Source organism: Commensalibacter melissae (assembly GCF_009734185.1).
GTDB lineage: Bacteria > Pseudomonadota > Alphaproteobacteria > Acetobacterales > Acetobacteraceae > Commensalibacter > Commensalibacter melissae.
Window position 1 is genome coordinate 600,355 of sequence record NZ_CP046393.1, and the last position, 13,370, is coordinate 613,724.

13 protein-coding genes and 1 other RNA gene are annotated in these 13,370 nt (G+C 35.0%); 8 read left to right on the forward strand and 6 right to left on the reverse strand.

The window, feature by feature from the left end; translation table 11 throughout:
- Positions 1-7: 7 nt before the first annotated feature.
- From GN303_RS02695 to ssrA, 3 genes are all read right to left on the reverse strand, one after another.
- Positions 8-1,276, reverse strand: coding sequence for an ArnT family glycosyltransferase (locus GN303_RS02695; protein ID WP_197037469.1), 1,269 nt, complete (start codon positions 1,274-1,276; stop codon positions 8-10).
- Positions 1,277-1,824: 548 nt separating this feature from the next.
- A complete protein-coding gene (locus GN303_RS02700; protein WP_110438710.1) occupies positions 1,825-2,391 on the reverse strand; it encodes an SspB family protein in 567 nt (188 codons plus the stop codon).
- Positions 2,392-2,425: 34 nt separating this feature from the next.
- Positions 2,426-2,736, reverse strand: a transfer-messenger RNA (tmRNA) gene (gene ssrA / locus GN303_RS02705).
- A 115-nt stretch (positions 2,737-2,851) separates the two neighbouring features.
- Here ssrA and GN303_RS02710 point away from each other — a divergent pair.
- From GN303_RS02710 to GN303_RS02730, 5 genes are all read left to right on the forward strand, one after another.
- Complete coding sequence (locus tag GN303_RS02710) at positions 2,852-4,255, forward strand: hypothetical protein (protein ID WP_110438711.1); 1,404 nt, start codon at positions 2,852-2,854, stop codon at positions 4,253-4,255.
- Positions 4,256-4,660: 405 nt separating this feature from the next.
- The gene (locus GN303_RS02715) at positions 4,661-4,969 is read left to right on the forward strand and encodes a hypothetical protein (RefSeq protein WP_110438712.1); all 309 of its coding nucleotides are present in this window, start codon (positions 4,661-4,663) and stop codon (positions 4,967-4,969) included.
- 176 nt (positions 4,970-5,145) lie between these two features.
- Positions 5,146-6,069: an FAD-dependent thymidylate synthase gene (gene thyX / locus GN303_RS02720; RefSeq protein ID WP_110438713.1), complete on the forward strand. Its 924-nt coding sequence runs from the start codon at positions 5,146-5,148 to the stop codon at positions 6,067-6,069.
- A gap of 38 nt (positions 6,070-6,107) precedes the next feature.
- Positions 6,108-6,248, forward strand: a complete 141-nt coding sequence (locus GN303_RS02725) for a hypothetical protein (RefSeq protein WP_155565153.1) — start codon at positions 6,108-6,110, stop codon at positions 6,246-6,248.
- Between the two features lie 26 nt (positions 6,249-6,274).
- Positions 6,275-6,637, forward strand: coding sequence for a hypothetical protein (locus GN303_RS02730; protein WP_146206659.1), 363 nt, complete (start codon positions 6,275-6,277; stop codon positions 6,635-6,637).
- Between the two features lie 19 nt (positions 6,638-6,656).
- Here the strand turns inward: GN303_RS02730 and GN303_RS02735 are convergent, their stop codons facing one another.
- A complete protein-coding gene (locus GN303_RS02735) occupies positions 6,657-7,826 on the reverse strand; it encodes an Mrp/NBP35 family ATP-binding protein (RefSeq protein ID WP_110438715.1) in 1,170 nt (389 codons plus the stop codon).
- Between the two features lie 236 nt (positions 7,827-8,062).
- Between GN303_RS02735 and GN303_RS02740 the strand changes: the two genes are divergently transcribed.
- From GN303_RS02740 to GN303_RS02750, 3 genes are all read left to right on the forward strand, one after another.
- Entirely contained in the window at positions 8,063-9,112 is a 1,050-nt protein-coding gene (locus GN303_RS02740; protein WP_231504058.1) for an OpgC family protein, read from the forward strand.
- A gap of 262 nt (positions 9,113-9,374) precedes the next feature.
- Positions 9,375-10,943 carry a Do family serine endopeptidase gene (locus GN303_RS02745; RefSeq protein ID WP_231504059.1) on the forward strand — a complete coding sequence of 523 codons (1,569 nt, stop codon included), beginning with the start codon at positions 9,375-9,377 and terminating at the stop codon, positions 10,941-10,943.
- A gap of 47 nt (positions 10,944-10,990) precedes the next feature.
- Positions 10,991-12,010: an FUSC family protein gene (locus GN303_RS02750; protein WP_110438717.1), complete on the forward strand. Its 1,020-nt coding sequence runs from the start codon at positions 10,991-10,993 to the stop codon at positions 12,008-12,010.
- A 16-nt stretch (positions 12,011-12,026) separates the two neighbouring features.
- Here GN303_RS02750 and GN303_RS02755 read toward each other — a convergent pair whose 3' ends face one another.
- Together GN303_RS02755 and GN303_RS02760 are read right to left on the reverse strand one after the other, a co-directional pair.
- Positions 12,027-12,245 carry a Trm112 family protein gene (locus tag GN303_RS02755; protein ID WP_110438718.1) on the reverse strand — a complete coding sequence of 73 codons (219 nt, stop codon included), beginning with the start codon at positions 12,243-12,245 and terminating at the stop codon, positions 12,027-12,029.
- 46 nt (positions 12,246-12,291) lie between these two features.
- Entirely contained in the window at positions 12,292-13,269 is a 978-nt protein-coding gene (locus GN303_RS02760; RefSeq protein WP_110438719.1) for a thioredoxin family protein, read from the reverse strand.
- Between the last annotated feature and the right edge of the window lie 101 nt (positions 13,270-13,370).

Below are 13,370 nucleotides of genomic sequence, written 5' to 3' on the forward strand. Positions count from 1 at the left end.
TGTTAATTTATAAATTTTTACAAGAAAATAAAGATATTTCGTTCTGATCATGTTTATTTTTTAATTCTGTTACTTTTTCAGTTATGGGATGACATCGATTGATATCGGAATTGTCATTGCCTTGATCACGATAAAAAACCAGTGCTTTTGATATGGGTTTTCCATATTTGATTTTATCATAATTGAAATTGCCAAATACCATGATGGCTAAACGTTCATTCTGTTCTATATGTTGTGGTACATATAAGGTATTATATTTTGGATAGGCATTTTTTTGAAGTTGATAATAATAGTCTGGCAAATGTATTGAAGAGATTTTATGTAGATTGGTAAATGCAAAAATAACTGCTATAAAACTTAGAATAATAATAAAATATCGGGTATATTTATTAATGTCTCGACCAATCAAAATACTTGTGACCAGACAGATTAATATAATATGCGTATAGCCATAATGGTAAAGTTTTGTTTTAGCCATACTGTAAATCAGCAGACTACTCAAAATGGCTGATAAATAAATGATGATATCATAAGTTAAAAAATGTTTTTTCCTATATTTGTAACTATAAAATATGGAAAATATAAATGTTAAAAAAATGAGGCCAAAATTATTGAATAAAATTTTTATAAAATAATTCCAGCCATGAATATGATTTTCAATCATATGGGAGGAGCGTTTTATTAAATCATAACGCACCATTTCTTTGATAAAAGCAAAACCATCATATTGATAACGTATGCCAAGCCATATTAATATGGGCAAACTAAAACAAATGACAGGATATAAAATAGCTTTTATATTGAACCGATGGCTTTTAATTAGATAACCATAGGAAATTAAAAAGGGTAAGCCCAGGAAAAGAGCATGCCAACTTTTTGCTAGAAAAGCTAACGATGAAAAAAAAGCGGCCAGAGTAATATGAAAATGATCATACTTTGTTGCTAATGATAATGTTGCGATAATTTGACAAAGGATAAAAAATGAATCAATGTCGCCGCTTCTGAAAGCATGGTTACGAATTAAAAGTGAGGTTGTAAATAGAAGTGAAATAAAAAGAATGGCTGTGTAAATATTATATTTTTTAATTGTATAATAACAGACAAGATTACATAAAAATATTGCACATAAAAGAGAAAAAAGACGGATTGCTAGAATTGATTTGCCAAAAAGTAAAATCATTAGACAAGTTGGCAGAAAACTTAAAATAGGTTTTAAATTCCACATGTCGGGTTGGCCAGCCCAACTGTTTATAATATAATTATGATTGTAGATCATTTCCAAAGCACTGACGCCGTGTCGGCTCTCATCAGAACTGGCAAAAGGGATTTGGTTGATATGAAAGAATAGAATAAAAATAAATAAACCCATTAAGGCTATTAATAAAATATTCCAAAAATTCTTTATGATTATTAACATGTTTAAAATATTTATAGATTAAAAATAATTTTTTTATATTAAAATGATTCGGAGTCAATGAATATTATACAATAAAATTCTATATAATAATAAATTTATAATGAATATAAAGACTTGCAGTTTATTTGTTATTGTGAAGGAATATAATTTAAATATTTAAATTATATTAGAAACTACGAAGCATGATAGTAGGATTAATAGTCTAATCAACTATGATATTTTTTATAATCTGGATAATCTACTAGTTTCATAAATCGCTTTATGTTGTAATTAATCTATCTTTAACAAAAGTTATATTTTAACTATTAAAAAAATGATTAATATTTTTTATAGCACAATACGGTTTATTACCAATTAAACTTTTGGTTTTGTTAAACTATTTATCATTTGATATTATATTATAAAATTTAATCGGTTTTTTTTCTAAAAGCATCTAAACTTATAACCTGTGATTTCTCTTTCGATGCGTTACTTTCCTTAGAAGGTTTAGCATCTTTTAATTCTTCCATATTATTTGTAACTGTACGGAGTGTTTGAACAGGTGTCTTTTCTTCAGATTGAATCACGGTTAGACTAGAGGGAATAGGCTGAAAATTAAATGCTAGATTAACAAACGGATCTGCAAACCCAATAACAGATCCGAACGGAATAACCAATATACTCCCAACTCCGCCAAATGAAAGACCAACAGACATTTGCTGTTTAATTCTGTTGATTTTCAGATCCCAAAATTGATGTTGTAAAACAATCGTCATTTCTTCTGGATATTTTTCTTTAAGTTGGGGTGGAAGAATCACATCAGGATAGTCGGTTTTAAACTGGATATAGAAATTATGACTCCCAGGCAGTCCATCTTTTGCAACTGATTCCAGAGCTTTTAACATGACCTCACGATAGGCAGCTTCAATCCATTCATTATATGGTAAAAGGGAAGGGGGGTTTTCGTTAGAACCTGAATTATCTGAATTGGTCATTGTCTAAACTTTAACTATAAAATCAATAATCTAAAGTGAAGGGTTTCTGTTGCCCGGCACCCTTCAAGCCGCGCTTGTCACATTGGCTTATTAGGCCGCGATAGCGTGTGCCTCGAAATTATCGTTGGCATTTGTAAAAAACAGTCCGATAACGGTGGTACAATACCGAGCAAAAAATATATCTTTACTACGCGTGTCGATCCTGTTTCGTCCCCATAAGCTTTATGGTGGAGACGCCGGGTACCGCCCCCGGGTCCACTACGCCTATTTCATATACCGTTTATTGCCATAGTTGGGTAAACCAACAATTTTAATATAATAATATTTCACTAATAAAAAAAGGGGAAATTAATTTTTTTTGATCCAAATTAAATTTCTGGGTAACCGTAATTAATTTCCAATTGTTTTTACTTATTATTTCTTTATAATTTTCCGTAATAATCTTAACAGGAAATAAGCGATGAAAAAATCAGTAATCTTTGGAACAACCGCAGTCATTCTTGTACTAGGTTCAAGTCTTGGAGGTGGATATATCTATCTTCAGCATCAGCTACACAATCGTCTTGATGCGGGAATTAAAATGTTGGAGCAATCCTTTCCGGGTTCTTCTATTGTTTATGATCGCAGTGTAACCAATGTATTCACACGTAGTGCCATTTTGGAAAAAGTGAAGATCAAAGGCCAGTCTGGGCAATTATATACAATGGATAAATTGAATATCAAATCTGGTTCACGTAATGGATTGATGAGCGCTACAATTGATAATTTTGAGACAAAAATTGATAGTGACTTGATGATGAATAACGGGCAGATTCACGTTGATCATATTGATTTAAACAATTTTGTTCCCAGAAAGGATTTGCTTGACATCGATGCATCTGGAAAAATCAAGAGTGTTTATTTTTCAAAGGCAAAATTTGATTTGTTAAATCTGAAGAATATTACAATGAAATTATCTTCTGGATCGGAAAAGATAGCAATAGCTCAATATCAAATCAAAAATTATGGATTAGATCGAAAATCCGACCAAACTTTGAATGATTTCCGTTATTATGATAAAGTTAACAATCGGGACAATTATTTCAATATTCAATCACTTCAGATTAAGGATTTGAGTTTTGCTAAATTTTTCCAAAATATTGAATATGGAAAAACATTTGAATTTGCAAGTGACGAACCTAAACTTTTTCATATTAAAAATGTCGAATTAAAAATTGATGCTGCACGATACCAGCTTGGTGACATGCAAATTTCGACAGAAAAAGATGGAAAAAACCGTTTGTTTAGAGGTAATAAATTCGATAACTTACAATTACAAACCGATAGTGATCCAAGACTGTACGCTTTAAAGCAATATGGTTATGATCAACTAAATCTGTTCGGGAATTTGTCCGCGCAGTATCATTATGATCTGCAAGAATGGAATCTTGAACCGTTCCAGATTGGTGCAAAAAATATTGGGAATGTAAAAATTAATGCTCGTGTAAAAGGTCCGGAAAAACCATCAGCAAATAATGAAATGGCAATGATAAATGATTATAAGATTGTATCCTTTACAATGCATTTTCGTGATGATGGATTAATACAACATTTGGCTGATCTTAAAAGCCGTGAAAAGAATGAATCCGTTGATCAGATTAAGCAAGAATGGATTGAGGATTTACAGAAACCCGATAGAGATTTTCCGGAATTGTCTAAACAAGCTGGAAATGCTGTCATTGATGTTATTCATCATCCGGATCATGAGCTTACAATTGAGGTTAATCCGGATAAACCTTATTCATTTTTAGATCTAACTTCATATAATGCTAGTCAGATAATTGATCATTTGAATATTAAGGTTCATAGTGATTCTAAGCATTAATAATGGATTTTATAAAATAAATTCATGAATTTATTCGGCTGGATTGAATAAACTTACATAAATTACATTTTCAAGATGTGCAAAATGAATAAATTGAAAAAAGTATTTTTCTCTCTATTTGTTTTGCTTTTTATTTATTATAGGACTGAATTTATATAATATACGTTATGGGGAGGCTCCGTTCATATTAGAATACACGCATAATGCCCTGACACGGATTGCAGGAAAAAAGGGCATTATTCATATTCCAAGGCGTTTGTCCTTAAAGTTTTCCAAACGGTCATTTTCGAGAATATAAATGTGATGCTTGAAGATGGTAGTCATTTAAATGTTAAGAAAATAGGGATTTCAAATAACGGTTTCTGGGAAACTTCAATATAGAAAACCGTTTTAAACAGGGTTCATGTGAACTTTGATATTGGCAGAATAAATGCTGAAAATTGGCGGATTAAATCTTTATCCCATCAGCTAAGCGGGATAGATTATTTTTACAAGACCAGAGTATCGGAAAAGTCAGGGTATCAAATTCATATTAACTATTTGAGAACAGAGGGTATGGGAAACGGTACAAGAATTATTTTGGGAAGTATAGCCAATTTTTTATATAAAACAGGCTATCATTCAATTACGGTTGATTTTTCATATGATGATAATCAGTCATTTTTTACTAATGAAGCCTGCTATATATTTCGGAAAAAATTTTGTCCACATTGATCTGTCCTGTTTATTGGGTTTGAATTTAAAGCCGCATTTTTTTTAAATAGCTAACGAGGGGAATATGCAAATCATGACTGTTAAAAACCATTAAAATCATATATTTTAGGAAAATAGTTTTATACTGGTTTATAAATAATTTCTTAGTCGTACTTAAAATGAGTAAATAGATTATTATGGCACTTACAGAAGAACAACAGGCAGATATTAAAGCGCAGTCAAGTCAGCAACTTTATACAAAACGACCAATTTCACCAGGTTTGGAAGAAATGCTTTATCAAGCTTTTCCAGTACTGGATCATGGATTTGTCAGGGTTGTCGATTATATGGGTAATGATTCTGCAATTGTTCAGGCAGCCCGAGTTTCATATGGAACCGGTACAAAAAAAGTATCGGAAGACCGTGGTTTAATTCGATATTTAATGCGTCATTATCACACAACCCCTTTTGAAATGTGTGAAATTAAGTTTCATGTTAAATTACCAATTTTTGTAGCACGACAATGGATTCGTCATCGTACGGCCAGCGTGAATGAATATTCGGCCCGATATTCAATAATGGATAGAGAATTCTATATTCCCGAACCTCGCGTATTGGCAATGCAAAGTAAGGTTAATCATCAAGGTCGGGGAGAAGTTCTTTCTGCTGACCAATCAGAGGCAGTTCTATCGCTTTTACGTAATGATGCGCAAAAATGCTATGATGATTATGAAAAAATGCTTCGTAATCCTGAAGAAAATGGTTTTGGGCTGGCTCGTGAGCTTGCCAGAATGAACTTGACCTTGAACAGTTATAGTCAATGGTACTGGAAGATTAACTTACATAATTTATTTCATTTCTTGCAGTTAAGAATTGACTCGCATGCACAATATGAAATCCGTGTTTATGCTGAAGTAATGCTGAAAACGGTTCGGGCATGGGTTCCTCTGGCTTGTGAGGCATTTGAAGATTATCGCAAAGGAGCTGTAACATTTTCCTCGACCATGATGAATGTTATTGGCAAGTTGTTAAATGGACAATCTGTTGATCAAGCTGACAGTGGATTAAGCAAACGTGAATGGACAGAAATGATGCAGATTCTGGATCATTACAAATCCTAGAGTTAATGTGTATATAAAATCTCTTGGAAAGATTGAAAATGGAAAAACTTTTATATGTTGCTGGTATTATCATTTTATTTATCGGCATTGTTGCAGCGATGTGGTTTCTTCCTTTTGGACGTAATCTAGATGCGGATAATCAGTATCTACATGAGACTTTTTATACAAAGAAAAAATGAACTATGCTAAATATTTGATTATAAATATGAAAGTAGTTGAAAATTTCATTATGGATTATAAAGATAAAAAGAATCTTCCTGTCGATGAATATGAGTATGAATTGCCTGGTAAATCCGTCCATTCATCATCTGAATCAATGGGAGAAAGTTTTTTTACCCAACCTTCAAATCTTGATTCTAATATTAAACCTCTAGATCCAAATCAAAAAATCGAATTTGCCACTTTACGCCCTTGGTATATTGCCTGTACTTTCGTTTTGGTTTTGGGGTTGATTTTCGAATTTGGAATTTTAGGAAAAAACGGAAAGCAGGGACCTTTATGTCGGTATATGCCAAAAAATAAGGTTTGTTATGTTTTGGCAGGTCCTGGATCTTCTTTAGAGAAATAGATTCGGGGTGACAGGGTTTTTAGGAATTTTTGCTATTTGCAAGTCCTGTTTTACAAATGGCGGGATAAATTAAATCTGCAATAGCATGGTAGGCTTGACTTTCTGGGCCATCAGGTTGTTGAACGGTTATGGGAATTCCCTCATCTGATGCCGTACGGATCGCAGGTAAAATAGGTATTTCCCCCAAAAAAGGGATATTCAAAGCTTTGGCTTCTTTTTTAACACCATCCTGTCCAAATATATAGGTTTTTTCCTGACAACGAGGGCAAAGAAAATAAGACATATTTTCAATGATACCCAATATAGGGGTTCGCGTTTTCTGAAAAAGAGAAATACCTCTTTTGGCATCCAATAAAGCAATATCCTGAGGTGTGGAAACCATTATAGCACCATCTAATTTAATGGATTGGCCAAGGGTAATTTGAACATCACCCGTCCCAGGAGGCATATCAATCAACATGATATCCAACTCTCCCCATTTTACGTCTGACAACAGTTGTTTGACCGCTCCCATTACCATGGGTCCCCGCCATATAACCGCCTGATTCGTGGGAACCAGCATGCCAATGGAAATTGCTGAAATACCCCATGCCGTCATTGGGATCAGTTTGTGGTCTCTTACTTCTACCTTGCCTTTTAGATCAAGCATATGTGGAATGGAAGGGCCATAGATATCAGCGTCCATGATGCCAACCTTTAATCCTTTTTGGGACAAGGCAATCGCAAGATTGACAGTTGTTGAGGATTTTCCAACACCTCCTTTTCCCGAAGCGATTGCAATGACACATTTAACCGAATTGAGAGTTTCAATGGGTTTGGCATTTTTTATATTATTTGCTTTTATTGAAGTTGTATCTGATTTGGTATGACCGGTTTGTTTGGGTGGGAATACCAAGCGTTTTGATATGGTTGGATCATGTAAGCCGGAAGAAATGGCATTCATAAAAACACGGGCTTGTTCCACATCTTTAAGCTGACTTAAATGGTGTTCGATTTTTGCCCGTAATGGTTCCACTTGAGCGGGATCGACATTGGGGACTTTTAACGTTATATGTATTTTTTGGTTTTCAATATGAAGCGTTTCAATCAAATCAGTGTCTAGCAGCCGAATATGGGGAGACCATGGAAGCGTAAAATCTTTCAAAGCCTCTTTGACTTTTTGCCGGTTAATTGAAATAGGGTTATTCATGTAAAACCTTGAAGAAACAATCATTAAAAAATGTAATTATCAAGTTTATTTTAAAAAGTATATAACAGATTTGTAAAGTTGTAATGAAGCTCTGAAACTAATTTTCTTCATTTTATTTAGAAAGAAAATGTAGAATTAATTGGAAAGAATCGTTAAGGAATAAAGTTCTGTTCAAACAGCAAAAAAAATCAAAAAGGGATCATCGTATCGATGCTTTGCGTGGATTGGCGCTGATCATGATGTATATTGACCATATTCCTGAAAATCTTCTAAATCGTTTTACCATGCGGAATGTAGGGTTTGCCGATGCAGCAGAAATTTTCGTATTATTAGCTGGATATGCTTCCTGGCTTGCATATGGAAGAAGGATTCCGCTTGACGGGTTTTGGAAAATTTGCAAAAGGATTTTTGCACGTTGCTGGAAAATTTATCTTTTTCAGATAGGCTTGGTATTAATTACATTATTCAGCATCTATCAGTGGCGTCGAATATGGATATTGCCAGTTGATTTTTTAGAGCCTGAATTGGCGCATGGTCACAGTATCTTAAGAGTATTCTGGCGGTTGTTGCTTCTGGACGCATTGCCAAGTAATCTGAATATTTTGCCACTCTATATCATTTTACTCGCCTTTTTTCCCATCCTTTATTTAATCATGAAATATCGTTGGTGGTTGGCGTTGGGAATAAGTTTTTTGCTATGGGGTTGGGTTAATCTTGATCCATGGTTCAATTTTCCTAACTGGCTTGATCCTGATGGTTGGTTTTTTAATCCTTTAGCATGGCAGTTTTTATTCACGCTTGGGGTTTATGGTTCTATTCTTGCAGGTAAGCATGAAGGTAATTTTCCATATTTTGTATGGTTACAGGGACTTGCTATCGCTTATTTAATCTTTTCTTTCCTAGAAGCGTTTCCATGGGGATATTGGGGATTACCCGATTTGAGATTGATAGAACTGCATACTCCTGCAAAGGCTTATCTTTCACCATTGCGATTGATGGACGTTATCGCAATATTTTACCTTGTTCAATCTTCAAAATGGACCAAACAATTTTCCGAAAATAAAGTTGGACAGCTTTTGGCTTTATATGGTCGACACTCGCTGGAGGTTTTTTCCTTGAGTACGGTTTTTGATCTATGGGGGCGTTTGATGTTCGCTAGCTGGGGACAATCATTATTTTTGCAGCTAGGTATAAATTGTATCGCAATATATATTCTTTATCTCCTGTCTTTATATCTTGATAAAAAAAGACAACGATTAAGAACTATCAATCTAAGATCCCAATAATATTATTAAAGTTCAATAATTTCAAAAATCAGGATTTATTCAGAAATAAGCTTATCATGAATTCATGTCTAAGATGTTAGAATTTTAAAACAGTGTAACCATAAAATCATGATTTTAGATAGATTTATATTTATTTTAATGAATTTTATGGTTAAATTAATTCAGTTATTTGATCTCTGCATGTTTTTAGAAAAGAGATAAGTTTGCGCATGAAGTAACCTGTAATAATGCTGTTATTATTTTTAATGAATAAAGAATAAGTATGTCAAAAAATCTTTTTCAAGGGGATTTGATACGTTGTTTGATCCTTACCATGGGGATTTTCGGTTTGGTTTCAACTCATCGGTTGCAAGCTCAACCTGCTGTTAACTTACCTTTTATAGGTCGTTTAACTTGGCCAGATAAATTTAGTTCTCGATGTTCTTCTGGTAGTTTTGCAAATGTTGCCGAAAAATTATTGCCGACGGTGGTTAATATCTCAACCAGTCGAGTTCTTAAACCGGGGCAGCATGACGATGAAGATGATGACAATACGGAGGATACCGCTTCTGATCCAGATTCCCCTTTCGAAAAATTCTTTCAAAACTATATGAATGGCAAGAGTGGTCCTGATGACGGTATGGATCATCTTCAGGCGTTGGGTTCTGGTTTCATTATTGATTCATCAGGCCTTATCGTAACAAATTATCATGTTATTAAAGATGCCGACCAGATTTTGATAACTTTACAGGATAATCGGACGGTTAAAGCTGTATTAAAGGGATATGACGAAAGAACAGATATTGCCTTACTTAAGATTAATGTGAAAGAACCATTAACCATTGCGCATTTTGGCAATAGTGATTATTCAAGGATAGGTGACTGGGTTTTGGCGATTGGTAACCCATATGGTTTATCTGGAACCGTGACATTCGGTATTATTTCGTCAAGGGGAAGGGATATAGAACAGGGGCCATATGACGATTTTATTCAGACAGATGCCCCAATCAACAAGGGAAATTCCGGAGGTCCCTTATTTAACATCAAAGGAGAGGTCATAGGCATTAATACAGCTATTTTTTCACCTTCTGGAGGGTCAATAGGTATTGCTTTCGCCATACCTGCCAATGAGGCAAGGGATATTATCAATCAGCTTCGTGTAAACGGCAAGGTGACTCGTGGATGGATTGGTGTTCGTATCCAGGAAATTAATGAAAGTATAGCGAGTAGCCTGAATGTAAAACCGTTTCAGGGAGCCTTGGTTGTAAAAATTGAGAAGGGTAGCCCTGCTGATAAAGCTGGATTAAAATCTGGCGATATCATAGAAAAAATAAATAGCCAGGTTGTTACAGCCCACACAATGCCAAGGATGGTTGCTGCCGCTCCCATTCATTCACAAATTAATTTAACAGTTATAAGACGGGGAAAAGTTGTTGATTTACCCATAGAGATACAAAATCTTGAAGAAAATGAGGAAAGTAAGGAGAGTGATATTCAAGATGAAAAGGCAAGGGTATTAGTAATTAAAGATCTGAATATTACGGTCAGTACGATAACGAATTTACTAAGACAGAAATATAATCTGGCAGAAAAACAGCAGGGCGTTGTAGTGACCACCGTACATCATAAAGAGAAAAATTTGATGCAGCGTTTAAAGCCTGGAGATGTAATTGTGGGAACAAATACTAAAACTGTAAATGATGTTGATATGCTTCAACAGGCAATCACAAGTGTAAAAAAAGAAAACAGAAATCCTGCTTCAATGCTTTTGCTGGTTCAAAGCGGTTCCGTTATGCATTGGGTTGCAGTCCCGTTCGTTTCCGAAAGAAACAAAAGCGATCATAAACGATAATTCTGATCATGGATTCCAGGATTTACGGTTAATCGAGCAAGGTATAAATGAGGTTTGGAATTAAAAAGCTGAATTTATATCCCGCTGTTATTCAAAGTGTTCGGTTATTATTATCTGTAGCAACAGCAAGCCTACTTGCACATCTATGTAAATTGAACGAACCTTATTGGGCTTTAATTACAGCTGTTATCGTGACGCAAAGTCGTATCGCTCAAACCCTTCAGACCAGTCGTGATCAAATTATTGGTTCTCTGATTGGTGGAATTGCAGGGATCATAGCCATTGCCTTGCAGATTTATTGTGGCTGGTCACCGATTATAGTGTTTACAATCGTAATGATTCCGATGGTTATGTTCGTTTCATGGCGTCCCACCATGAGGCTTGGAGTTGTGACACTTGCAGTCGTTTTTCTATTCCCTTCACCCGGAGGGATTTTTGAAAGACCTTTTGATCGTATCTTTTCAATTGTTGTAGGTGTATTGGCCTCTTTATTGGTTAGTTATTGTATATTGAGACCTCAGGCTAGATATCATGCCTTTTTACATGCCAAGGAAGCTTTTAGTAAATTATATAAATTATTGCACGCTGTATTGATTGAAGGAATTTCATGGGATGCTGTTGAAGCTAAAAATGATGAAATCATTACAGAACTTCGCGAATTGGCCAGTGATATAGATGAAGCACGTAAAGAACGACCTACCTGTGTTTTGGAAGAAACGGATCCTGTGCTTGTGCAATTATTTCCAATTTTGCGACGTTTGCAAAGTGATAGTATTTTTGTGGCAAGAGCAATGGAGGCTTATGGTCAAAAATTACATCCCAATACCGAAAAAGCCTTGGAACATGCTTTAAAAGAAATATTTTATTTTTTTAAAATTCAGTCTGTAAGACAGGCCAACGGCAAACATAAAAAATTGCGGAATGCCTGTGATATTCATGTTGATTTTGATTCCTTGTTAAATCCACTGCTGGAAGAGGCTAAAAAATCTTGCCCTTCCATCATTCAATTTACATTAAAGGCGCTTTGTAATGATTTTTGCAGAGGTCATGATATCTTTTCCTCATGAAATGCTTTTAACGATATTATTTTGGTTTCTTATAGTTTGAGATTTCATCATCGCTTAATGTTCTTGCTTCATTGGCAAGCATTATTGGTATGCCATCCCTAATTGGATATGCCAGACCTGCATTGCAACTGATCAGTTCATCAGCTTTACGATCATAAATAAGAGGGCCTTTTGTCACAGGACAGACAAGGATTGAAAGCAGTTTTGGATCAATGGGAGGGGTATTTTGAGACATTTGTTTATCCTTTAATGAATTAGATAAATTCTATTGGCAATCGGGCTTAAGAAAATAATAAGGTTGATAATTGACGACGCCCCTGTAACGTAGCTGGATCGTCAAATCCCCAAGATTCAAAAAAACGTAACAATTGTTTTTTTGCAGCTTCATCATTCCAGCTTTTGTCTCTTTTCATAATTTCAAGCAATTCATGTGCGGCTTCATTTCTTTTTCCGGCACCATTTAAAGCGGTTGCCAGTTCATAGCGTGCCTGATAATTATCTGGATCCGATTTGATTTTATCCATTAATGCCTGTGTTTCCCCAGTGTTTTTTTTACCTTCCAGAGCAAGTTCAATAGCAGATTTCGCACCTATAATTTCAGCATGATCTTGTATGGATTCCGGAACTTGTTCAAGACTTTCCTGTGCCGCTTCTGGTCCTGTACTGGCAAGAATTGATCGTATCAACCCGCCCCATGCTTCCGGTTTTTCAGGTTCCAGTTCAAGGGCTTGGGAAAAAACACCCATTGCCTCATCGAATTTTTTGTCATGCAACAATGATTGTCCCTGTTCAATTAAATCCGTGCTGGGCATTGCACTACCAGCGGTTTTTAATAATTGACTGACAAATTGTTGAATTGCATTTTCAGCTTGCACCCCTTGAAATAAATCGACTATTTGCCCCTGCCAAAAAGCAGCAACCAGAGGGATAGACTGAATGGGAAGGCCGATCTGCATCAACTGTTGGACAAGAGCTTGATTCGCATCTATGTCGATTTTTACAAGTTTTACGCGTCCTTGAGTGGCATTTGCAATTTTTTCCAATAATGGTGTAAGTTGTTTGCAAGGGTTGCACCAATTCGCCCAAAAATCAACTAAAACAGGAATTTTTTGGCTGGCTTCAACGACTTCCTGAACAAAGTTATTTTGATTACCTTCAATAATACTCGTTTTGGAAGAAGAAGCCGAGGAAATGGCTGTTCCATGTTCAGTCAAAAGTTGACCTTTTGCAGGTTGGGACGGGGAGTTAAAAAGCGCCATAAATCATATCCTGTTTCATTTAAATGAAAAATTTGATTCTCATATGTTTAACAATTTCTAGGTATTAGAATTGATTTTTGTATATATTATAGTGGATGAGA